The organism is Paenibacillus sp. VTT E-133280, assembly GCF_002264385.1.
GTDB lineage: Bacteria > Bacillota > Bacilli > Paenibacillales > Paenibacillaceae > Paenibacillus_AQ > Paenibacillus_AQ nitricinens.
Genome location: NZ_NFUX01000049.1, coordinates 32,921 through 57,407 on the forward strand (window position 1 = coordinate 32,921; position 24,487 = coordinate 57,407).

The 24,487-nt window shown below is 39.9% G+C and carries 20 protein-coding genes and 1 riboswitch; of the genes, 2 read left to right on the plus strand and 18 right to left on the minus strand.

The features are described 5' to 3' along the window. Nucleotides 1-111: 111 nt before the first annotated feature. From CA600_RS20125 to CA600_RS20155, 6 genes are all read right to left on the minus strand, one after another. Entirely contained in the window at nt 112-687 is a 576-nt protein-coding gene (locus CA600_RS20125; RefSeq protein ID WP_143812169.1) for a TetR/AcrR family transcriptional regulator, read from the minus strand. Nucleotides 688-851: 164 nt separating this feature from the next. After that, nucleotides 852-1,457 carry a flavin reductase family protein gene (locus tag CA600_RS20130; protein ID WP_094872370.1) on the minus strand — a complete coding sequence of 202 codons (606 nt, stop codon included), beginning with the start codon at nt 1,455-1,457 and terminating at the stop codon, nt 852-854. A 17-nt stretch (nt 1,458-1,474) separates the two neighbouring features. Continuing rightward, nucleotides 1,475-2,452, minus strand: coding sequence for a ring-cleaving dioxygenase (locus tag CA600_RS20135; RefSeq protein WP_094872371.1), 978 nt, complete (start codon nt 2,450-2,452; stop codon nt 1,475-1,477). A 296-nt stretch (nt 2,453-2,748) separates the two neighbouring features. After that, nucleotides 2,749-4,467, minus strand: a complete 1,719-nt coding sequence (locus CA600_RS20140) for a methyl-accepting chemotaxis protein (RefSeq protein ID WP_094872373.1) — start codon at nt 4,465-4,467, stop codon at nt 2,749-2,751. A 12-nt stretch (nt 4,468-4,479) separates the two neighbouring features. Then, nucleotides 4,480-6,711, minus strand: a complete 2,232-nt coding sequence (locus CA600_RS30955) for a bifunctional diguanylate cyclase/phosphodiesterase (protein WP_143812170.1) — start codon at nt 6,709-6,711, stop codon at nt 4,480-4,482. 120 nt (nt 6,712-6,831) lie between these two features. Further along, nucleotides 6,832-6,918, minus strand: a riboswitch (cyclic di-GMP riboswitch). A gap of 228 nt (nt 6,919-7,146) precedes the next feature. Next, the gene (locus CA600_RS20155; protein ID WP_094872374.1) at nt 7,147-8,388 is read right to left on the minus strand and encodes a Zn-dependent hydrolase; all 1,242 of its coding nucleotides are present in this window, start codon (nt 8,386-8,388) and stop codon (nt 7,147-7,149) included. Nucleotides 8,389-8,508: 120 nt separating this feature from the next. On the opposite strand from CA600_RS20155, the gene CA600_RS20160 reads away from it, so the two are divergent. Further along, nucleotides 8,509-9,381: an alpha/beta hydrolase gene (locus CA600_RS20160; RefSeq protein ID WP_094872376.1), complete on the plus strand. Its 873-nt coding sequence runs from the start codon at nt 8,509-8,511 to the stop codon at nt 9,379-9,381. 65 nt (nt 9,382-9,446) lie between these two features. Here the strand turns inward: CA600_RS20160 and CA600_RS20165 are convergent, their stop codons facing one another. The 7 genes from CA600_RS20165 to CA600_RS20195 all read right to left on the minus strand — a co-directional run bounded on the left by CA600_RS20165 (nt 9,447) and on the right by CA600_RS20195 (nt 17,480). Then, nucleotides 9,447-9,899 carry a nucleoside deaminase gene (locus CA600_RS20165; RefSeq protein ID WP_042124600.1) on the minus strand — a complete coding sequence of 151 codons (453 nt, stop codon included), beginning with the start codon at nt 9,897-9,899 and terminating at the stop codon, nt 9,447-9,449. A 24-nt stretch (nt 9,900-9,923) separates the two neighbouring features. After that, complete coding sequence (locus tag CA600_RS20170) at nt 9,924-11,369, minus strand: cytosine permease (RefSeq protein WP_094872377.1); 1,446 nt, start codon at nt 11,367-11,369, stop codon at nt 9,924-9,926. A gap of 23 nt (nt 11,370-11,392) precedes the next feature. Next, the gene (gene arcC, locus CA600_RS20175; protein WP_094872379.1) at nt 11,393-12,343 is read right to left on the minus strand and encodes a carbamate kinase; all 951 of its coding nucleotides are present in this window, start codon (nt 12,341-12,343) and stop codon (nt 11,393-11,395) included. A 31-nt stretch (nt 12,344-12,374) separates the two neighbouring features. Continuing rightward, nucleotides 12,375-13,535: an ankyrin repeat domain-containing protein gene (locus tag CA600_RS20180; protein ID WP_179281676.1), complete on the minus strand. Its 1,161-nt coding sequence runs from the start codon at nt 13,533-13,535 to the stop codon at nt 12,375-12,377. A gap of 85 nt (nt 13,536-13,620) precedes the next feature. Next, nucleotides 13,621-15,048, minus strand: a complete 1,428-nt coding sequence (locus tag CA600_RS20185) for a DUF1116 domain-containing protein (RefSeq protein WP_094872380.1) — start codon at nt 15,046-15,048, stop codon at nt 13,621-13,623. A gap of 2 nt (nt 15,049-15,050) precedes the next feature. After that, entirely contained in the window at nt 15,051-16,598 is a 1,548-nt protein-coding gene (gene fdrA, locus CA600_RS20190; protein WP_094872382.1) for an acyl-CoA synthetase FdrA, read from the minus strand. Nucleotides 16,599-16,613: 15 nt separating this feature from the next. Beyond that, nucleotides 16,614-17,480: a DUF2877 domain-containing protein gene (locus CA600_RS20195; RefSeq protein ID WP_094872394.1), complete on the minus strand. Its 867-nt coding sequence runs from the start codon at nt 17,478-17,480 to the stop codon at nt 16,614-16,616. A 264-nt stretch (nt 17,481-17,744) separates the two neighbouring features. Here CA600_RS20195 and CA600_RS20200 point away from each other — a divergent pair, with 264 nt between their 5' ends. Next, on the plus strand, nt 17,745-19,439 hold the full coding sequence (locus CA600_RS20200; RefSeq protein ID WP_094872383.1) for a PucR family transcriptional regulator: 1,695 nt from the start codon (nt 17,745-17,747) through the stop codon (nt 19,437-19,439). Between the two features lie 62 nt (nt 19,440-19,501). Here CA600_RS20200 and CA600_RS20205 read toward each other — a convergent pair whose 3' ends face one another. From CA600_RS20205 to CA600_RS31320, 5 genes are all read right to left on the minus strand, one after another. Continuing rightward, complete coding sequence (locus CA600_RS20205; protein WP_094872385.1) at nt 19,502-20,701, minus strand: CynX/NimT family MFS transporter; 1,200 nt, start codon at nt 20,699-20,701, stop codon at nt 19,502-19,504. A gap of 137 nt (nt 20,702-20,838) precedes the next feature. Continuing rightward, complete coding sequence (locus tag CA600_RS20210) at nt 20,839-21,615, minus strand: DeoR/GlpR family DNA-binding transcription regulator (protein ID WP_094872386.1); 777 nt, start codon at nt 21,613-21,615, stop codon at nt 20,839-20,841. A 55-nt stretch (nt 21,616-21,670) separates the two neighbouring features. Beyond that, complete coding sequence (gene deoC, locus CA600_RS20215) at nt 21,671-22,336, minus strand: deoxyribose-phosphate aldolase (RefSeq protein ID WP_094872388.1); 666 nt, start codon at nt 22,334-22,336, stop codon at nt 21,671-21,673. Between the two features lie 307 nt (nt 22,337-22,643). Next, on the minus strand, nt 22,644-23,852 hold the full coding sequence (locus tag CA600_RS20220) for an MFS transporter (protein WP_179281677.1): 1,209 nt from the start codon (nt 23,850-23,852) through the stop codon (nt 22,644-22,646). Between the two features lie 140 nt (nt 23,853-23,992). Continuing rightward, nucleotides 23,993-24,487 (minus strand): BslA/BslB family hydrophobin (locus tag CA600_RS31320; protein ID WP_179281678.1); only part of this gene is annotated, 495 nt, incomplete at its 5' end.

The following is a 24,487-nucleotide window of genomic DNA, read 5'->3' on the forward strand; positions in this document are numbered from 1 at the left end:
TTTATCACACCTCTTTTAATTTTTCTCCTGCACTACTTTTCATAAGTCTCTTCTTCACATTAAGGATGATTTACAATAACGGAACGATCGTTCCAGAATAACCAAAAAAAATTATATTCCTGCAATTACAAAGCTTATCATCTCTTTGGCACGTTGCTGATCTTGATCTGCTTTTGCCATGATATTTATGCTTTGATGTAGATTCAGCAATAAATAAGACCACGCTTTGACATCAGTGGTTTTATCAATTTCACCTGATTGTCGGCCTTTTTCCAAAAGCTCGCAAAAAGCCTGTTCTAAATTCAAAAAACTAGTCTTTATCAATTCATTTATTTTTTCATCCCGCGACTCTAATGTTGTAGCTGCATTCGTTACAAAACACCCGCCGGGTAGGCTCGTATCGTACGCTGAAGTAATATGTTGCTCAAAAAATTGTTGAATCCCTGCTCTAACGCTTGACGCCCGTTCAAGAATGACCTGTCTATTGAAGCTAACCTTTTTGTAATGTTCCAGTGCGGCAATGTACAACGTTTGCTTGTCAGAAAAAGTATCGTAAAGACTAGATCGGCTAATGCCCATAACCTGCAGCAAGTCCGGTATGCTTGTTGCCTCATAACCCTTTTTCCAAAACAACAGCATCGCTTGATGTAGTGCTTGATCCTCGTTAAACTCTCTTGTCCTTGCCATGAGTAACACCTCCTGTAATGGCAATATAACATATCTGGAACGATCAGTCCAGATAAACCTCGAGAGAAAACCTTACGGTTTGCTTGGCATAGCTGATGACTATAATTAGCCCACAAAAAGACCTGCTCGGTAGGCTTCATCGCTTACGAACAGGTCTTAGTTTATTATTTCGGTCTTTCAATTTCAAAAATCTCACCAATCGTAGCGTAATTAGCTCCCGCTAAACGACTTACTGCATTTAAGGCCCTAGGGTTAATCCTCCCCTCCTGATAGATCGATTCATCAATGTGAAACTGAACAATTTCGCCGATGAACAAATCACTACCAGGTTCTTCTCCACCAAGAGGTATCGCTTGTACAAGCTTACACTCCATTCGCACCTTTGCTTCCAATACACCAGACACAGCTACATTTTCACTTTGGACCGGTGTAAGATTCGCTAGTTCAATTTCACTTTCTGCACTTGGCAATGAGGCAGCGGTTTGATTGATCTTCCGAACATTCTCATCATCCACAATATGCACAACAAACTGATGATTGTTATAAATATTACGGGCGGTATCCTTTAATCGTCCCGCTGGTCTTTGAATAGACAGGGAAACCATCGGAGGATTAGAAGAGACGATATTAAAATAACTAAACGGCGCACCATTCAATATGCCCTCTTCTGATTGTGTGGTAACAAAAGCAATAGGCCTAGGAATAACAGTCCCAATTAATAACTTATAATTTTCCCGCTCACTATTGTGCTTCGGATCTATCGAAATCAATCTCCCCAGCTCCTTCTTCACTCTTTCACAAAATCGATCGTGCTTCTGACGGTATCAATAGGCCGCACTAACTTCTCAATCTGCTCACGCTTTGGCTCCAGGAATGGTGGTAATGAGAGCTTTTCTCCAACCGTTTCGTATTCCTCATCTCCCATAAATCCAGGTCCATCTGTCGCAAGCTCGAACAGGATTTGCGGAGCAACACGTGTATACAGCGACTCGAAGAAATGACGATCCACATAACCTGAGGTACGGAATCCAAAGTCTTCAAAATGCTTAGTCCACTCATCCAGCATGGCCCGATCCTCTACTCTGAAAGCAGCGTGGTGAACCGTACCAAAGCCTTGACGCGAATTCGGTAAGTCCTCGTTATGCTCTACAATAATTTGTGCACCATTTCCGCCTTCGCCGACCTCAAACAAATGATAAGCATCTTCTTGACCGATTTCTTTAAACTGCATAACTCTTTCCAACATTTCTTTAAAATAACTGAAATCAGCTATACGTACAAAGATCGGTCCCAAGCCAGTAATCGCAAACGCTAAAGGAATCGGTCCTTTTTGCCATGGTGTTCCTGATGCGACCCCTTCATTAAATTCATCAGAGATCAGTTGATATTGTTGGTCATCAAAATCCACGAAGGATAATGTCTTTTTACCAAACTGCTCTATAATTCCGGTATGCTTCACATCCAGGCGATCAAAACGTTTTACCCAGTAGTCTAATGCAGCATCTGTTGGCACCCGGAAGGATGTCTTGGCGATTTCATTGGTTCCGTGTACGCCTTTAGGAATGTTAGGGAAGTCAAAGAACGTCATATCCGTTCCGGCACTGCCCTTATCATCTGCAAAAAACAAGTGATACGTTTGAATATCGTCTTGATTGACCGTTTTCTTCACTAGACGCATTCCCAATACGTATGTGAAGAACTCGTAGTTTTTCTCTGCGCTGCTTGTGATGGCTGTTACGTGGTGGATCCCTTTTAAATTTCTCATGATTATACACTCCTAAAGTTTAGTTTGATTTCGTAATATAATTCCCTGATCAAGAAAGATTAATTGAATTATCTTAATGTTAAGATATCATTCAAAAAAATCCCTTTCTACTGTTTCATCCTATGCTTCATAGAATACTATTCCCAATAATTATCTTTACATTAATTATCTTTAACTTAAGATAAATTTAACACACTCCTTTGTTGTTGTCAACAAACCACATTAAAAAGAGAAACAAAACAGCCTTGTTCTGTATGTAAAGAGACATACTGAACAAGGCCGCTCTGTTTGGATGCTTACTCGATCATAAATCTCCCAACCGTCTCATTCATCATTTCCGCAATATTCGCCTGGTGCTCAGAAGAAGCAGCCACATCTTCAAACGCTTGTAATGTATCTGAAATGTGATTGCGAATGCCGCTTACATTGTCTGCAGACTGTTGAGATACTACGGCAACATTCGTCATCGCTTGATCTACCTCTGCCATTGATAACTTCAGTCCATGCATTGAAGATACCATTTCACCTGTGATCTCATGAAACATATCGGCATCATTTTTATATTGCATACTTACTTGCTCGAAACTCTCATAATCACTTATCACCGTCGAATCGATAAAATCCAATAGCGCTTGTGATTGAGAGGACACATTCTTAAAAGCATCTTCCACTAGCAGTGTCATTTTCTGAATTTTCCCCACCGATTCCTCCGACTGTACAGCAAGTTTGCGTACTTCATTAGCAACTACAGCGAATCCTCTTCCCTCATCCCCCGCTCTTGCTGCTTCAATGGAAGCATTTAAGGACAATAGATTCGTTTGGGCTGCAATCTCTGAAATATACCCGGCTATCTCTCTTACTTCATTAACAACTTTCCCTGCCTCGATCGCGTGCATAATGGAATTTTGTTTCTCAGCATACAAACTTGTCGCATATTGAATCGATGCCACAGCCTTTTCCTTCGCGGAAGCTGCCTGTACCAGAATTTCTTCAGAGGTGTGTAGTGCTGCTCCTGCCTTATCACTTAGCATATCTGCATTGGAGATAATCTCTTGTACTGTTGCATTTACCTCTTCTGTTGTAGCGCTTAAAGATTCACTTCCAGAAGCAACCTCTTGCGAGGAATTATAAATTTGATCCATTGTAGCATTTACTTCCTCGACCGTTGCAGATAATTCTTCGCTAAGTGCACCTAACTCTTGTGCTGAAGAAGATACACTAGCTACGATGGTTTGTACTTGCTCTGCCGAATGATTAAGCGACTTCACGATTCGACCAAACTCGTCTTCTGTATCAAACTTTGCTCTTTGAGTCAGATCCCCTCGACCAAATGCCTCTGAAAATTTCAGGATAGTGGTTACTGCTCGTGAGAAGTATCTTCTCAAAGACAAAAATGAAACGATTGAAATCAAGGTAACTAGAAAAGCAATAACGATATTGATCGTAAGTCCTTTTTGAAATAGCTTCTTATTCTGAACATCTGCATTTTGGGCGCTTCCTAAGTTCATTTCAACTAATTTTCCAAGGTCTCCATTTCGTTCCGTATTTAACGCTTCAAGATTAGAGATGATATCTTCAGCAGGATCATATGTAGGGGTATTTAGCATCTGTTCAAGCATTGGAATCTGAATTTCCCGATACTGTTTCGTTAATGATAAAATCTCATCATAAATCTCCTTTTCGTTTGGAAGGGAACGTGTTTCCTCATACTTACTCAAAAGTTTATTATTAGTAGCCTGAAGATCGACAATTTTCTGATAACTCTCTTGAAGTTCACTTGAATCATGACTAACGATCATCTTATTCGTTAAGGTTACTACTTCATGATTATTAGATTCGAATTTCCCAAGTGCATAGACTGACGTAAGATCGTTCTTATACATACTTCTAGAGTTTGTATACATATTGCTGAAATACACACTACCAACGATTGCAATGATCAGAGCACTTACTAGTAGTACCATATTAGTAGCAGTAATTTTAGCGACGACGGTCCAATTTCTCATTTTCTTCATGATTTGCACTCCCTATGTACTTTTAATTAGATCTTCATATTCTTCTACTGGCATTGGTTTCGCGAAATAATACCCTTGTGCGATTTCACAATCCACTTGTTTCAAAAAATTAATTTGCTCTTCTGTCTCAACTCCCTCTGCCACAACCTTCATATTTAAATCCGTAGCTAGCTTGACCATACTGGCAATTACTATTTTTCCTGTCTCATCATTAGATTTACTCATTAGAAATGCTCTGTCTAACTTAATGACATCAGCAGGGATAAATTGCAATACATTTAAGGAACTATAACCTGTCCCAAAATCATCGATAGCTATAGAAAATCCTTTACGTTTCAAATCCAACAAAATATCTCTAATATATTCTAAATTTTGGAATACAATAGACTCGGTCAGCTCTAACTCTATCAAGTTAGCAGGTACCTGGTACCTATTAATAATATTCGTCAAATGGATCAGGAACTCATTATGGTATAGGGTTATAAGCGATATATTTACTGAAATCGGAAGTGGCTGGATTCCTTCCTGGATCCATTTACTCAACATAACGCATACTGATTTAAACACCATTAAATCTAATTTTACGATAAAGCGATTCCTCTCAAATATCGGGATAAATACTGCAGGGGATATAAGTCCCTTCTTAGGATCGTTCCATCGAACCAATGCCTCAGCGCCATGAAACCTATTCACTCGCAGATCCATTTTCGGTTGTAAATATACTATAAATTCACCATTTGTCATCGCAGCATCCATCTTTCTTACGATGTCTTGCTCTTCGTGCATCTGCAATAACAATTGTTCGTCAAAGAAAGTGCATGAGCTCTTGTATCCACCTTTAATGGACTTACAAGCAATTCCTGCTCGGTCAATACACGTGAGGATATCGCTCTGACGATCATCTACACAGTAAATTCCACAATTGATCACTAGCCTAAACCCTTCTTCATTTCCAAACGTATAGTAGCTCATTTGATCAGTAAGTACTTGTATGCGGATGAATAATTCCGCCTTACTATCATACGAAGTGAAAAGAATAAAACGATCCCCCCCTAAGCGCCCAATGACATCCTCCGCTAATGTGTTTTCTGTTAAGCTATTGGCGACTTGAATCAAAATGCTATTTCCTTCATGAAAACCTACAATTTCATTTATGTATTTAAATTGTTCAATATCAAATTGCAACACAGCAAACTTTGTATTCATTTTTTCTTTAAGTAAATACTGAGCATCTATAACAAATTTATTCGTTCTAGAAAGATGTGTTAATTCATCCTCAAAGGCAATCCTCTCCATCTGTTTCCTAATTTTGCTCTTATTCAATAAAATGTTTGCAAATATGATCAATAATAAGACAAACATGATTACACATAATAAAAAAGTCGCCTGGCTCATTTGAGTCGCTTTAGCCATGATTACATCTTTCGGTATCACGGAGAGAATATACCAGTCCTCAACCCCCTGAATGCTGGAATAACCAACCATTTTGCAATCTCCATTAATCCAAAATATTCCTACCCCAGATTTTTTTGCGGTTATGTTCTCTTTAAAGATTTGAAGTTGTTTCTTATTTCTAGCATCAAGACTTATACTTTCAAATATGTTATCTATCGACTTATCCGCTTCGGGATGCTCCGATTTGATAATGACTTCTCCCCTTTGATCAATGATTTGAGAATATCCATGACCATTGAAGAAGGAAACTCCAAGAGCATCATAAAGTTCTTGTGTATATCTGCTGGCAGATATAGCCCCCTTCACTTCACCTTTAAACTTAAGTGGGCTGTTAATCGTGATAATTTCTTTATTGGAGATCTTATCTAAGAATGGATCAGAAATACTGCTAATACCCTGCAGCGCTTTTTGGAACCCTACTTCATCTGATACATCAAACATTGTCCCATCCGATGCGTAAGCTTTACCATCTAGGCTGTTGATGCTAATTCGTATAAAATTATATTTTTTATCAAAGTGATGCAGATATTTTTTGGTCTTATCCCAATCCATATAATTGATTTCCGAAATAGAATCAGCAATTCCATCTAAAGAATCTAATCCACCCTGTATCATATTTCCTAGTGATTTACTCGCATGTATCGTAGCTTCTGATGTAGCAGTAACCGCTTCTTGCTCATAAGAGTTAACAGTCCATTTTATAAAATAGTAAGAACACCCCCAAAATATCAACGCTGCCATTATTACGAGGCCTATCATTCTCCATACTCGAAATTGTGTCTGATCCATGTATCTCCCACCCTTTTGCCCATAAATTGATTTTATTATCAGAAATAAGCAGTAAAAAGCCGTTACCAAAATGATAACGGCTGCATATGCATCAAAAAATAAGAGTAAAAAACTCCCTCTACATGCAACCGGCTGTCATATCTATATATAGATTTAGACCCTATGGCTTTGTGTCCCTATTTTTCAATAGGTTTACCAATATTCTGTTTTACTAATTTTAGTCCAAATTACTCTATTAAAAATAGGCTACCACCAAAAGACCTATTTCCGCTGTGATTTAATTTTTCAGAATGGGATTTTTTTCACAAATATCAATGTTAACTTTAATATAATATTCATTAATGTAAAGCAACAATTCTGCGAACAGTTATAAAATTACCAAAGCCCAATGTAACATTTAAATATGTCTCATTGGGCTTTATTTCTCAACACATACTAAGTCTGTCTTACAAACGCATAACGAAGAACAGCTTCTTCTAAGATATCAATCCCCATAATGATATCATCCATATCTGTAAATTCATTAGGATGATGACTAAGTCCATCTACAGAAGGAACAAAGATAAGCCCTACTGGGCAAAGTTTGTTCATGTTCATGGCATCATGCCCTGCCCCACTAATCATCCGTTGACTCAATATCCGCTTCTCTTCACAAATGGATTCTAGAACCTGACTGATCTCATCCGATAATAGGACAGGTTCCTCCGAAATAATTTCCGTACTCTCAATTACAAGTTGTCTATTTTCTTGTACTACGGATATTGTTTGATACAAATGGTCTAACACACGTTTCCTGGATGCCACTGAAGTAGATCTGATATCAATTTTAATTTCCACTTCTCCCGGAACCACGTTCATAGCGCCATTCAAGATATCTATCACCCCTAGCGTCGCAACCGTTCCAAATTCTTGTTCGAGTTTGGCTGCTTTCTCAAGCTCAAGTGCTATTTCTGAGGCACCCAGAAAAGCATCTTTTCTCATATTCATAGGTGTCGTTCCAGAGTGGGATGCCTTCCCTGATATTTGAATATGAAGCCTCACGGGTGCAGCAATTCCAGTCACAATTCCAATTTTTTTATTATTGTTTATTAAGACAGGACCTTGCTCAATATGTAATTCAAAAAACGCTTTTAATTCTTCATTTTCTCTACTCGCCTGATCAATACTGTTATAATCCAGTGCACATAGCGAAAATGCCTTTTCCATTGTAATACCGTCTTTGTCCTTCAAAGATCTATATTTCTCCTTCTTAAATAACCCTGACATTATTTTGCTGCCAACTGTTGAAATACCAAAACGCGAGGATTCTTCACAGGCAAATGAAATAATTTCGATCGGATGATCCGTTTCAATCCCTTTTTCGTTTAGACGTTTGATCACTTCCAAAGCAGCCGTTACACCCACTACACCATCGTACTTCCCACCTTGATATACCGTATCCAAGTGAGAGCCCATTACAACGGGTGGGAGCCCTTCTATCTTCCCGTTTCTTCTAGCAATCACATTTCCGCAATGATCCATCCGGATATCTAAATCTTCAGCCTTACACATCCGCATAAAAGCACTTGTACATGTCTGCTCTTCATTGGTATAGGCAATTCTAGTGATGCCCTTCTCACCCGAGTTATATTGATTAATATTATCAAATAAAGCCTGATATCTTCTCTTTCTATCCATGCCAGTATCTCCAATCCTGAGTATTTATGATTATGCTTTCATCCAAATTCGTGAAGATATACAATAGAGGTAGCGCTAATCTTTAAAAATCACTTACTTGATGAGGTGTAATGGATAGCTATGAAGAAGACCATTATTTTTAAAGAAAATGATCAATTTACCATTAAAGCTGATTTTTATGAAACAAACCGTCCCCAAGCCCCTGCTATTGTGTACATTCACGGAGGCGGCCTACTTTGGGGGGATCGAGAAGATTTATCCGAGGAAATGATACAACTTTACACGACTAATGGTTTTGCACTATTTTCGATTGACTATAGACTAGCCCCTAGGTCAACACTTAATGACATTCTAGAAGATGTCCAAGATAGCCTTCTTTGGTTAGCGAATAAAGGGCCTCAACAATTCTCCATTGACCCCTCAAGAATCGCTGTGGTAGGAAGCTCGGCAGGTGGTTTTCTTGCGCTGTGCACAGGAATGTTCCCCCATAAGCCACGTGCCATTGTCTCCTTCTATGGCTACGGCGATATTAGTGCACAGTGGGCACTCGAACCAAGTAAATTCTACGCTGAAAAAGATATCGTCTCTAAGGAAATTGCCAAACGTTCGGTGTCCGATCAAATCATTACGAACGCAAGCGTTGATGAGCGCTTCCTTCTTTATTTATATGCTAGACAGTCCGGTAACTGGATCCAAGAAGTGACCGGCTTAACTCCTTCACTACATAAGGAAGAGCTCCTAAAATACTGTCCGATTTATCATGTAACTGAGGAATTCCCCCCAACATTGTTACTGCATGGAACGAACGATGTAGATGTGCCGTATGAACAATCTGCATTCATGAGAGCTGCGCTAGTGAAAGAAGGAGTACCGGCAAAGCTTATTACTATTCCAAACGGAGAGCATGTATTTGAAAAAGATTTCAATAACCCTGTTGTGCAAAAAGCTCTTCATCAGGTGATTGATTTCCTCCAGCTTCATCTTACTGAGTAAGTCTGTAAAAGAACAGGAAAATCCGGCACTAAAATAGTGCCGGAAAATATAGGATACCGCCTGGATTATTTCTTGTTTAATTCGTGGAAATGCGTCCATAAATGATCGCAATCTTCTCTTGCTTCCACTTTGATCATATTGACAACACTCTCATCATGCCCCACAAAATATTCACGAAGGTGGATGTCAGAGAAGCCATGCTCTTTCGCATCGTCTCTTGTGCTGCAATAATGAACTTCTTTAACACCTGACCAAATGATAGCGCCCATACACATTGGACAGGGTTCACAGGTTGCGTATATTACGCAGTCCGATAAGTCCATGGTGTCTAGCTTTTTGCATGCTTCTCGGATGGCTACCATTTCCGCATGTGCAGAAGGATCCGTATCTCTCATCATCGTATTGCTAACCGCTGCAATTACTTCATCGCCTCGAACAATCGTTGCCCCAAACGGGCCCCCGAATTTCTTGTTCATACCCTCGATCGTTGCGTCTACGGCCAATTTCATGTAATCCATTTCAAAATTCCTCCTCTAGTTTAATTAGGATGATTTTAGTTTTTTGCTAAAGATGGTATATAGAATAAACGAAACTATTAAGCCACTAAAGAAAGCAAAATCATTCATCCTAACTAGGAAGGGGATACCCTTAAGAAATGCACCTGACATAGGAAGGATGAAGCTGACTGCTAGAACAGCCATCGCAACAGGATTGTAACCATTCTTATATTCACCGTTGCTGCCTGCTGGGACATAGATATGGTCAAGATTTAATACTCTTTTCCGATGAATAAAGAAGCTTGAAAGCATGATACCCGCAATTGGACCAAAGATGGACCCGATAAAGCTATAGAAATAAAACAACGTCGTAGTGCTTTCTACAAGCTTCCATGGCAAAATCAAAGTTCCAACGACGGCTGTTAAGACACCCGCAGTCTTTACAGTGAATTTTCTCGGGAAAAGAGATGACATTTGCAAGCCAGCTGGCAATAAGTTGGCAAACACTACGAAGGCGATTGCTCCTACGTTTAGCGCAAGAATCAATACAACAACCGCGAAAGTGTTTTCAATTTTATCAATGGCATGAACGATATTGAAGATCGGTTCACCAAACGCAATTTCAGTACCCGCGATTAAAGCCACACAAGTGATGGCAAAAAGAATATAAGACAAGATAAACCCTACAGGCAATCCAATCATAGCCGCTCTTGGTGATTTCGCACGATGGGTGAAGTCAGACATATTTACAACAGGACCCGCCCAGTTAGATACCAATGCACTCACGCAAGCAATAAAGACTAGTGGACTTGAAGTTGGGTTCGCCGGTACATACTCTAAAATCGGGCCAAACCCTCCAGCAATCTTGATCGCCCACAGCGCAGCACCAATAATAAACACATACACTACCGGGGATGACCAGTTACCGAACTTACCCAGTGTTTTCATTCCCCCTAAGAACAACAGCACAGTTGCTGTCCAAAGAATTGCGTAGGAGATCATGGTCGGAAATGCTAACCCGAATAGTGTAAACCCGCCGCCTAAACTCATATAATCCGGAATAAATCTAGCAAATATAACATTTAATGATTCTGCACCTACAACGGTTGTGGTTCCAAAGAAGACTAACCCGGCAATAAGCCCCCGTATTAATGCAGGGATTATGGCTCCTTTTACTCCAAAGGAATCACGAAGCAGCATCGCAAATGGCAGCCCATACTTGGAGGCAGAATACCCATTTAAAGCATAAAATGCAGAGACAATAATGGCTGAAAGCATAACGGCAAAAAGCACCTGTGTTGTATTCAGTCCTAGGACGAAGAAACCTGCCACTGTCATATAAGACATAATATTATGGACAGCGCCCATCCAGAGTGTGATATAGTTGGACATTCCCCAGTCTCTTTGCTCAGGCTTTTTGGGCAGTAATTCCTCACCATAACCGTATGATTTGTACCTGTCATAATTTTGTTTCAATTTTGCTTGATCCATATCTACACTTCCCCTCGCTTAAATTACTTCACGATATGAGTGCCTGCTTGTTCATTCATCGCATCCTTTAAGCTTTCCGGATTCGTAATAATAACTCGCGTTCCGCTGTTCTCTAAGAAGCTTAAACTCGCCTCGATTTTAGGCAGCATACTTCCTGCTGGGAAGTGATTTTCTAGCACATATTGTTTAGTCTCATCAACCGTCATTTTGGAAAGCTCTTTTTGATTCGGCTTACCATAGTTGATGCATACTCTGGACACTCCCGTTGTAATAATTAAGGTCTCCGCATGGATTTGTTCTGCTAAAAGACTCGTTGCAAAATCCTTATCGATGACTGCATCAACACCTTGGTACGTGTTATCCTCAGCCTTCACGACTGCGATACCTCCACCACCTGCAGCAACAACGACAAAGCCCCCGTCGATTAATGACTTAATCGCGTCTTTCTCCACAATATCTATAGGTCTTGGGGACGGAACTACTCTACGATATCCTCGGCCAGAGTCTTCTACAAAGCTCCATTCAGGATGTTCTCTTTTCATTTCTTCCGCTTGCTCTTTGGAAAAGAAGGATCCTACTGGTTTCGTCGGATTCTTGAAATTAGGATCTTCTGAGCTTACTTCGACTTGTGTAATCACCGTAGCCACATTCTTATGGATCCCTCTAACTGCAAATTCATTAATTAAAGCTTGCTGAATTAAATAACCGATTCCACCTTGTGTATCAGCCCCACAATTCACTAGTGGAACAGGAGACATGCCGGCAATTTCATGTGCAATCTCAGATCTTCTTAGTCCAAACCCTACCTGTGGTCCGTTGCCATGAGTAACGACGACATTGTAGCCCTCTTGCACCATATCAACAATATTAACGACCACTTCTTTTACTGCTTCAGATTGGTCATGAATCGAATCCAGGCCATTTTCCTTGACCAATGAGTTCCCGCCAATAGCAACGATTACAGTCTCTTTCATCTGATGCCTCCTATGTTGCAATTCTTATACGCTAACCGAGTAACTCAAGAGATTGCTTTTTGTGTGAGTGGTATAACGGATTCGTTGGATCATTCTTAATGGCGTTCTCGATAGCCTCAATGGCCTCTTTATGCTTACCAAGCGATCTTAGACTGTTCGCTTTATGGAAAGAGAAGTCATATCTATGGGGCTGAAGCGCGAGAAGCTTATCCATCTCGATAACTGCTTCTTGGTGTCGCCCAAGTTCTCTTAAATAATTGGTTTTGTGGTAGCGATAGAACGTTTCATTAGGTGCCAGCTCACAGGCTTTATCATATTCCTGAAGAGCTTCCTCCGGTTTTTTCCACAATCTCAAAGCATTCGCTGTATAGAAATAAAATTCTAAATTCATCGGATTCATAGATAAAGCGCTTTCATAGCACTGAAGTGCCTCTTCGTATCTCTTTACTTGTTGCAAGAAATAACCTTTATAATAGATGAAGTCCAGGTTGTCAGCATCCGCTTCCAGCGCCCTGCCCATGACAGATATAGCTTCTTCATATTGCTCTTTGTTAGCAAGAGCCTTTGCCTGCTTCACATATTCGTTATTTTCTTGGAAGCTTTGTTCTAGAATCTTCACCACTGTATGCTGACCATTCTCTTCGGCACGTTGTAGGGATGAGAGCCCATCCCGATCAGGCAAATGCACATCTGCCCCCGCATGGACAAGTGCTTCAATAATGTCAGAATATAGCCGCCCCCCGTTGCCCAATATAACTGCTTCAAGCAGTGCTGACCAACCTAGGGCGTTGACATGATTCACAGGAACCCCGGCATCAATACATACTTCCACGGTTTTTAAGTAGCCCTTTTCACTTGAGGGTAGCAGTGCTGTTCCTCCAAAACGATTTACGCTCTTCAAATCAGCTCCTCCAGCAATCATGAGACGCAGAATTTCATAAAATCCATTTGCTGCTGAGCATATAAACGGCGATAATTGTGTAATATCTCTAGTGTTTACGTCACTTCCTGCTTCAATTAATCTCTTAGCAATCGTGATTTGATTGTTTTGAGTTGCCGCCATTAACGCTGTTCGCCCTGCAGCATCTTTATAATCAACACTGGCACCCTCGTCTAATAGTTTCTCAACAAAAGCCAGTTCTCCCTGTTCACTCGCTTCAATAAGTTTTGTATTCAAGGATAGATGATCCAAAATTGTTCACTCCTTCACAGCCTAGCACGAAGATGTTCGTCTAGCTCCAAATAAGAATGGTGGGCTAAGCAAATTAGCCCTTTTCTTATTTAATATTTTCACTTAATGCGAGTAAGGCTTGTTCAAATGCTTCGATTGGAGGATTAACAATACCCGCACCAATCATTCCAATCCCCGCATCTTTATGTGCAATGGCTGTATTGATAATCGGCATAATTCCTGTTTGGATGACTTTTTGAATATCAATACCTGTTGGAATCCCTATAAAGTCAAGCATTGGAATCGTTACATTAGGATTTTCAGTGGTTGTGATTTCTGCCATTTTTGTGGTGTAGCTGATGGCATCATCAACGGTACCCCCCACAAGCGAAACAATAGCCGGTGCAGTTGCCATAGCAAATCCGCCAATTCCATAGGTCTCCGTAATCGCACTGTCACCAATATCAAGACCAGAATCCTCAGGTTTATAACCAGCGAACATAGGACCTATTACTTGTTGTGCTGGACCTGTAAACCATACGTTCCCAGCGATTCCACTCACGCGGATACCGAATTCCACTCCGTTACGAGCCATGGTGGTAACAATGGTACTATTCTCAATGCCATGCGCAGCATCAAGGGCACATTTACAAAGCGCCATCCACGTCGGGCCCGAGAAATAGTCGCTGCTGCTAACGAATTCAAACACTTCTTTTTTCTGTTCAACAGTGAAATCGGTTTGGATAATATAAGGCGTTAGCGCTTGAATGAGCAGGGTTGTTCCAGCTACATTTCGGTTATGACACTCGTCCCCCATATGAAGGGCTTGTGACAGCATTAGGCGCAAGTCAATCCCATTGGGATTTAGCTTCATCGCATCTCTTAAAATTGGACCCAATACATCTCGCATCCAAATCAAACGCTGGATAACACTCTCGTCATTAGCACCCATACGAAGGATTTTGGACATTTGTTCACTTAAATTTGTATAGGCAATATTTCCATAAGTTTTATTCTCAACAATATGCATAAACATGGAAGCCGATGTTACGCCAGCCATGGAACCAACACAGTTATGTTCATGACATGGCGAGAAAATAATCTCTCCAGACTCGGCTAGTACAGCTGCTTCTTCAAGATTGTGGGCAAGTCCTTCAAATACAATAGCCCCTGTTACCGCACCTTTCATCGGACCATTCATTCGTTCCCAAGTGATTGGCGGGCCAGCATGTAAAATCGTATTTTTCGTCATACCCGGAACCACATTGATCGCTTGGTCAAAGCCAATCAGTACCGGTTGCGAGTTAATAATTCGCTCAACAGCCTCTTTGTTAGCAGCTTCAATCTTAGCTGTAACCCTTGGGTCTTCAAGCTTATCCAGCGCAGCAATTAATTCTGTATTACCTCTGCCTGGCGGCGTCCACTCCAAGTGAGTTACATTCGCGTTTTGTTTTAACAAATCATCTCTAAAGTTCGCAATGCCTACATTTATGACATTTAGTTTATTCGTAAAAAGTGCATTGATTTTACTCATGACTATTCTCCTTTCACAACGAATTCTCTTGCTAGTAGACCTGCGTTCTGACTGCTGCTAGCATGTGTAGCACCCGAAGCTAACAATTTATTAATTTGACCCTCAATATTTTGACTATCCAGCTCGGTTCCAAGAATGTATCCAATAATCTCTAGATGCCTTCCTTCATCTTCAGCGGCTTGCTTCGCTTCGATAATCGCTGGAAGCATTGCCCCTACAGGATCTTCGTGTGCTCCAAAGCCTAGAACAAAGTCCATCACAATAACACCGACAGAAGGATCTTTCGCTTCTTGAATAAATCTTTCAATCCGAGTGGATGGATCTATCATTGGATGTGGCTTACCTTGTGTAAATTGGTCGTCTCCGAAGTCAATAAAGGTATGAGCTTGGCTTACTCTAACATCTTTTAAGCGATATTCAGAATCTCTCTGAATGTTACTGTAGACATTATCGAATTTTTCCATAGCAATGTGCATCGCTTCATCACAGAGCGTACCGCCACTGAATAGTCCACGGATATATTTTTGCTGAGGATTTAACTTCGCACGCACTTCTTCAATAAGCGGGAGATTTAACGTACGTTTGTTAAGCATCGATTCGTCTGCCCCAGCTAAAAGTACCGCTTTAAGCGCCGCTTCTTTTGACATTTTTGCAAAATGACCGCCAGCTTGGGCGACCTTTTCTTCATTCCCACCCACAAACCAAACCACGACTGGTTTTTTACATTGTTTAATTTGTGCTAGTACTTTCTCTTCTACACTTGGTGCTGGTGGTTTAGATACGAGAACAATAACCTTTGTTGCATCGTCCTCTTCTAACGCTTTAATTCCGGCCAGCATCATAATACCGCCAACCTCTTCACTTAGATCTCTGCCGCCTGTACCGATCAACTGTGTGATTCCACCGCCAAATTCATGAATACGAACCGTTACCTCTTGGCTACCTGTTCCTGATGCGCCAACGATCCCGATATTTCCTTTTCTCACGGCATTTGCAAAGCATAATGCGACATTGCCAATAATCGCAGTCCCACAGTCTGGCCCCATCATTAACAAGCCTTTTTCTTGGGCTAAAGTCTTTAATTCAATTTCATCTTCAATACTTACATTGTCGCTAAACAGCATGACATGAAGATTATTTTCAAGAGCTTTTCTTGCTTCTCTAGGAGCGTAGCTCCCATTTACGGCAATAATCGCTAAGTTAGCTTCAGGAGTACCGTTTACAGCTGAGGTAATGGTTGAGTATTTAACCTCACTTTTTCCCTTAGAGGAATCTTTCTTTTTCGTTAACAATTCATTGATGCTATCGAAAGCACCCTCACATAGCTCTTCAGAGGCAGCCTTCACAATAATCACTAAGTCACTTGTTTTGGCACTTTCTACTTCAGGTGTCATCAAGCCCACATTTCTAATGACCTCTTTATTCATTTCAGTCCCCATTGCAATAATGGCTTGTTCTACGATTTCGATCTGATTCGCTTTGGTTGAGAGTGACATCAAAGATACGGAATCGATATATGTGTTTGGTTTTACTAAAACTTGAACAGTCATACTTGTACCTCCCATTTACATGTTCATTTCCAGCCCTGCAACAATTCCTAGAGCTATATCAGTACCCGAAGTGGACCCTATAGCCAGTACCCTATCTAAAGCCAATAGTAATTTCTCTTCGCTACCTCTAAATAAAGCTTCCATTAAGTCACTTATAGACTCTCTTACCTGGCCAACTGCTGCTTTAGCTAATGCCATATAGCTGATATCATTGGTTAAAGCCTTCGCATGTAAGACGACTTCTTCACAAAACGATTGGTGTGAAAAGTATTGATGATTCTCGATGCCCATGACGGTAAACAATCCCACCAAGAAATCATCGCCGGCTGGCGTTAAGCCTGGTCCAAGGCCTATGAGCGAAGTTGCATGTGTGATTGCAGTAGAGATTCGCTTGTTTTGCAAATCCGATACAAGTAATTGCGTCCGTTCATGAAGCATTCTAGACATTTCATCGTCAAAAGGATTGCCGCTCTTGAAAGCCCTTTCAATTCTGCTGTTATTTCCGTGAAGTTTAATATATTGCTTCATGACGGATACATTCATTATTAAGACTTCAGCTTCTGAAGGATATTTAGGCAGTTTACAATTCCATTTTTTAACACCATTCATTGTGATAGACATCTTATTAGCAATTGATAAAACGGAATGATCCGAACTTACAATGTCATTCACCTTGATATCTGCTTCTTCAAAATGTTCTAAGTCAATAATAAGTGTATTAGGCGCATTATCGATTCCCTTACACGCAATAGTATACAAATCTCCACGATCCAAACATTGAATATTGATTGTGCGATTAAATGTGCTATGAACAAAGCCATGAAACTTATGATGAATGATTCGTTGAATAAAATCTCCATCACCGGATTTCGCAAATCTCACTAGAGTCACCTCTATTTTCATTCCTTATATTTTCAAAAAGGTGATTGACCTCCTTTTCACTTCAACAGATGGATGAATGCATTGAATCATATGATTTGGTTACATCGTACAAAGGCAACTATTAGCGTAACTACCTTACGCACTTAATATATAATATACTGGTAGGGATCGTCATCGTTTAAGCGAACCAAAAAGAGTGCATCCTATTTGTGCATGTTATACAAGGGAATGTGTTAAAAGTGTGTCTGAGGAGTGTGCCAAACATTGCTAACCGTTAAAGACTTAATGAAGATCAAGGCTATAGAGGGAATAAAAATTGTTGCTGGAGAACAAGGAGTTGATAAATCCATATCCATCGTTAACATTATTGAGAATCCTGATGCCTTTGACTGGCTTTCACCTAACGAACTACTCTTATCAACAGGCTACATCTTTAAAAATAATGCCGAATTACAAAATCGAATGATTAAGGAACTTGCGGAGCTGAACTGTTCAGGATTAGTTGTGAAAATGAAACGGTACTTTGACAAGCTTCCTCAGAACATGATTGATGAAGCCAATAAGTATGGGTTACCCCTTCTAGAACTTCCCTTTGAATACACACTCTCTAACATGATCTCGATCATTAATGAGAAGGTTTCCGGAAGATATGATTTGCTCAATAGAAAGACTTTAGATATACATAACTTGTTCTTCAAAATCACCCTCGAAGGCGGCGGTATTGCCAAAATAACCTCCATGTTATCCGAAACGATTAGTAATCCTATTATTGTCGTAGACAAGGATTGGCGATTACTGCATCACACAGAACATGCGAAGAATAACAGTCCTCTCGAGTATTATCTTGATTTTTCAAATCGACAGCCTGTTTTTAATAAAGCGTTCATCGATACTATTCCTACCAATCTAAATGAAATGAAAAAATCTATTAAGAGGACCTATCATTCAGAAGGTGCGGAAATAAAATGTCGGGTGATTCCTGTCGCTGCTTCTAACTATATTTACGGCTATATTGTGATTTGGCAGACAGTGCAAGAGCTATCAGAATTTGATTACATTATTTTGCAGCAAGCCTCCACCATCATGGCACTTGAGCTGATCAAAGCAAAGGAAATTAGCGAACTTGAAATAAGAATTAAGCAGGACTCCATTGATGATTTACTTTCGGGGAAAATATCATCCCATGAAGCGCTGCAAACCTTATGTTATTTACATGGATTAAATCCGAGCTATATGTATTACAGTATGGTGATAAATATTGAAATGAATGAAGCAGACAAGTTTGAAGATATGATTATCGGAAAGTACAAAATGGAGTCCATTGCAAAAAAGTGTGTGGACATCATTTATGACTTGTCGCATAAAGCGATTGGAGAAATTAAGTGTTTTTATAGAAACAACAGAGTCATCATTCTAGTAGGGCAAAATGAAGAAAGACCTCCTGTTTCGATTAGCGATGCCAAGTTATATGCAAATGAACTGCTTGAGGTACTTATCCAAAGAACGAAAGAAACACTCTTAATAGGGATTGGTCAGCAATACAGTACAATCAGCTCGCTGCATAATAGCTTTTCTGAGGCGAACGAAATGATTAAATTGATGCAACAAAAAAACCTTCAAAACAAGGTCTCACATTTCGAAGATTATTCAGTTTACCATCTGTTGGAAGCCAATATCAAAATCGTTGCCTTAGAAGAATTTTTCCGGAAGTGTCTAGGTAAAGTGTTTGATCATGATCAATTACACGGTACAAGCTACATGCTAACTTTAGAAAATTACTTTATTAACAATCTGAATGTCACCGAAACTTCGAAGGCTATGTTTTTGCACAGAAACACACTTATCTATCGAATCGAAAAAATAAAAGAAATCCTAAATCTGGACTTAAAGCATTCGGAAGAATTACTACGAATTCAAATAGCGCTAAAGATATTTAGTATTTTAAATAAAACGATTTAAAAAAACTCCTCATATAGCAGCAGGGTTCATTATTTCACCTGTCTGCTATATGGGGAGTTTTTTTATACATATTTATCTCGGCCAGACAACATTCCAAACGTCATCACAAGTCCGGAAATAACGATCAGTGTGATCAGTGGAATCGTCCACACTTGGGTCATATCATATAAATAACCGATCAGTATAGGCCCTATGGCTGCAAGCATATATCCCGTGGATTGAGCCATTCCAGATAATTCTGCAGCTTGATTTCCGTTTCGGGCACGAATTCCGATATAACTTAGCGCCAGTGGGAAATTCCCTCCCAAAGCGATACCAATCAAGATAATACTTAGGATCATCATAGGATAAGATGAGCCCATACATAGGCCCCCATAACCAACAATGGAGCACATGCCTAATGCGAATGCAATCCATACTTGAGAGCGCAGTCGTCCTGCAAGAATAGGAACAAGAAAACTAACAGGTACGCCAACAATTTGTGTGAAGGATACTAACCAGCCTGCTGTACCCCTACTTATGCCATAGTTATATAAGATTTCAGGTAACCAAGACATTGTTATATAAAATAATGAAGATTGAAATCCCATGAATAGCGCTATTTTCCAAGCGAGCGGTGAACGCCAGATCTGCCTAGCACTGATCCTTACACTTTTCACTGCATTATCTTTGGCTGGATTTAATCTAATTAGAAGGATCCATACCACGATCGCTATGATTGTCGGAATTCCCCATACGATTAAGGCTCCGTCCCACCCAAGCTTCAGACCATGGGCTAGAGGAATACTAATACCTGATGCTAACGATGCGAACAATCCCATGGAAGTGGAATAGATACTTGTCATTAGACCGAACTTTTGTGGGAACTTCTCCTTCACAACTACCGGCAATAGAACATTTCCGATGGCTATCCCTACTCCAATCAAAAGCGTACCAACGAAAATAAAGAGTGTCATTGAAATGGAACGAATGCAAATTCCGACCAAAAGAATAACCAAACCTAACAATAGCGTCTTCTCGTTGGATAAACGAGCAGCGATTCTAGGAACGAGAGACGACATAACAGCGAAGGATATCAAAGGTATACTCATTAATGAACCTGCACTCCAATGTGCAAGCCCCACATCTTCTTGAATAATGCCCACTAATGGACCTACCGATGTAATCGCAGGGCGTAAATTAAAGGCTACCAGAACAATCCCCGAAATGAGTAAAATGATATATAACGAATTCTTGTTGTCTTGTGTCTGTGGTGAATGCAAAAACTAAATCTCCCCTCAACGAATCAAATGCCAAATGATCTTCAGAATGTAGCATTAGTTATAACATATAAGAAAGTAGTTTAAAAGTATAAAAGCAAACAGCGCGCACCAATTGAGTATCGGCACGCGCTGAATTTCTAAGCTAGATAAAGAGAAATATTTAATTGTTTGATTTTCTCAATCCACTCTTCTGATAAACCTCTATCAGTTACAATCGCATCAAAATCATTTAACGAAGCAAAGTAAGTGGACTTAACCATATCAAACTTAGAGGAATCAATCACTAAAATTTTCTCAAGAGCACAATGAATTGCCGCATTTTTTGTGTCCACTTCACAACTGTTCGTACAAGTAATGCCTAATTTAGCATTAACTCCAGCTGCAGAAATAAATGCTTTTGTTGTTCGTGTTCTACTTATTAAATCCAACCCTTCTCTGCTTTCAAACATTTGAAGTTCTGGACGGTAATGACCACCAATAAGAATAAAATCCTTAAACCCTTTTTTATGAATCTCAATTAATGCGTTCATAGTGCAGCAAACAATTTCCACAGAATGATTTGACGGAATATGTTCGATGATTTGAGCGGTTGTTGTACCAATATCAATAAAAATAATATCGTTAGGCTCGATTAGTGAAGCTGCTAACTTACCTATATTATATTTTTCTGATGCCCGATTATTTTTTTGAGTGGTCAAATCATATTCATCTTGTTTATTCTCATTGAGGTCAGAACCATTATAAATAACCGCACCTGAAACAACTTGAACGATTTTATTTTCTTTTAGATATTTAATATCCCGGCGAACAGTCATTTCTGTGACATCAAGTTGATGGGAAAGTTCTTTGATGGATGCGCCACTTTTATTTTTTAGGATTGATACAATTGTATTTACTCTCTCTTGCTTATCCATACCGGTTCATCCTAACTACTAATAATAAAGTATAATTATCAGAATTATACCATATCTAATACCCCAATACTTCCTGCCCTTTTACAATTTTAACTATGGCACTAGTTCCTAAACGGTCTGCACCCAACTCGATAAATGCTTTAGCATCATCCAAAGAGCGAATGCCTCCAGCTGCTTTAATCTTCACATTTGGACCAATGTTCTGTGCAAACAGGCTGACATCCTCTTTAGTTGCTCCAGCTTTTGAAAATCCAGTGGATGTTTTGATATAATCAGCACCAGCTTTTGTAACAAGCTCACATACTTTCACTTTTTCCTCTTGGGTTAGCAAACAGGTTTCAACAATAACCTTTAATACTCTACTTCCACATGCATTTTTAATGGCATGTATTTCCTCGTAAACTTCCTCATAACGCCCGCTTTTTAAGAAGCCCACATTGATCACCATATCAATCTCTGATGCTCCATTTGAAATGGCGTCTGTTGCTTCAAATACTTTAACAGCTTGGGTATTATAACCGTTCGGAAATCCAATGACTGTACAGATGGCTATTTTGCCTTCAACATAATTTGCTGCTTCTCTAACATAAGCACTTGGGATACAAACACTGGCCGTTTGGTATTTCATAGCATCATCACATAAATTCTTTATATCTTCCCATGTAGCCGTAACATCCAGCAGTGTATGATCTACTTTTGCTAATATATCTTTAACATCCATTCTATTCACTTCTCCTTTAAAAATTAGTTATGAAACATTAAAATGTTACTATTATAACATTCGCTGACACTACAAAGAGCTAGTTCCTCCATAGTCATTAATGTTGATGAATAAGCTATTACTTTGTTTGTGCAACGAATTAATGCTCCTAATATGTATTGATACATTTTGTTATATTAGCAACATATGTTTGAATTATAACATAGTTAAAAATATAGTCAATGATAGTGAAATGTTGTTTTACTAGATTATCTTTGATATACGAAAAGGCCGCCGGATTATTTCCGACGACCTCTATGACTTCTCCTCAGGTTAAGTTATGATGCTGAGCAATAACTGCTTCTTGACTCTGCTGATCCAACTTATAGCATATCAATGCAATTACACAGGCTGATATCGCCAGGATAGAAGCAGCTATTGGAAGGGAGATTAATCCTCCATGCTGGGCAACGACTCCACCAATTGCGGAGCCACCTGCGATTCCCAAGTTAGACGCTACTGGATTCAACGATGCAGCAAGGTCTTTCGATCGTGGTGAGAACTGCTTCGCCAAATCTATCAAATAGAGCTGGGCTGGTGCGCTCACAATACTCGACATGACGGCTAACATCATGAGTACGATCATTCCTAGAATCGAGATCGATGCGGTCATACTAAAGATGATGTAGATCACTGCTTGTATAAGAAAAACGAATCTAAGCTTACTTACCGCATTTCCGGTTGCAACCTTGCCTCCAATCCAGTTGCTGACAATCGTAGCAATCCCGTATACAAACAGTACACCACTAACCGAGCTCTTAGGAATATTCATCACTTGCTCTAGCAATGGTGTGATGTACGTATACATCACAAACACTGCTCCCACTGCCGTAACTGGAATGAGAAATGCAAGAATAATACGTCCATTTGTGAGCAGCTCGATCTGATCCTTGAGTGAGCTAGGCACAGGCTTCGGTAGTTTGCGTGGAATATAGGCATAATTTAGCGCTATGGCAATTCCAGCTAATCCCCCATTCAGAACAAATGCTGCAGGCCAGTTAAAATACTGCCCTACAAAAGTGCCGATCGGTACACCAAATACATTCGCAACAGCGAAGCCGCTTAAAATTGTAGCGATCGCTTTGCCTCTTTTCTCCGGGTCAACCGCTTCATTTGCTACCGTAATGGCTACAGAAAGAACAAAACCACATAGTACGGCAGTAACTATTCTAGTCACTAGCAGCATACTATAGGTTCCAGTTATAGCACTCCACAAATTCAGCAGCAGAATCAATACAAGCGATACAAGAATCGTAATCCGTTTCGGGATGCGGCTGAACAAAGACATCATAATGGGTGTGCCAATGGCATAAGCGATCGCGAAACCAGATACCAAGCCCCCGGCTGTCGCTAGCGTCACTCCGAGGCTCGAGGATATTTCCGAGAGTAAACCAACGATAATATACTCCGTCGTACCCAGAATAAACGCCATAAAAGTAAATGAAAAAATCAATGCGTTCTGTCGTGATGTTGTCATGGTGCTCTCCATCCTATTTATCTCTATTTTTATAAGAGCATACCTACTCATAATACTCATTCAGACTATATTGAGCAATCCTATTTTTCATAAAAAAGAAGCTTCACATAAGTTCAAAGAACTCATGAGAAGCTTCTTTTTTAAGCCGGAGGCAAAATAATTAAGGTAATAAATTGTTCCTCGGAGAAAGATCTAGCTGTTCCAGGTCCATCTGCATCTGCTTTGAACTTAATGAGATAGGTCCCCGGTGCCGGCATCAATTTATCGTGAAGTTCAAACGCAATATCCGAAACACCTCTGTTGCTTCCTGTGAAAGTCAGCGTATGCCCATTATTGCTAATTTGGTCACTTGTCAGATGTGTCCACCCACTAATGCTATAATAGTCATTTGTGTTAAAGGTCATGCCTTCAATCGTTACCTGAACTTCAGCATTCGTAAAGGTTTCTCCGGAGAAAAAGTCAAACCGAATGGTCCGTTGTGTAGAACCAGTTACCAGCTGTTTTGTTTTTAAAATGCCTCCGTCAAAGCCATATATGGAGCTAGTAACCGTAGGTGTGGTCAGAACACCCTTAACAAGCTCAATCATAACGGCATGTTCAGCATTCTTCGCCGATTCATTATTGGATGAATCCTT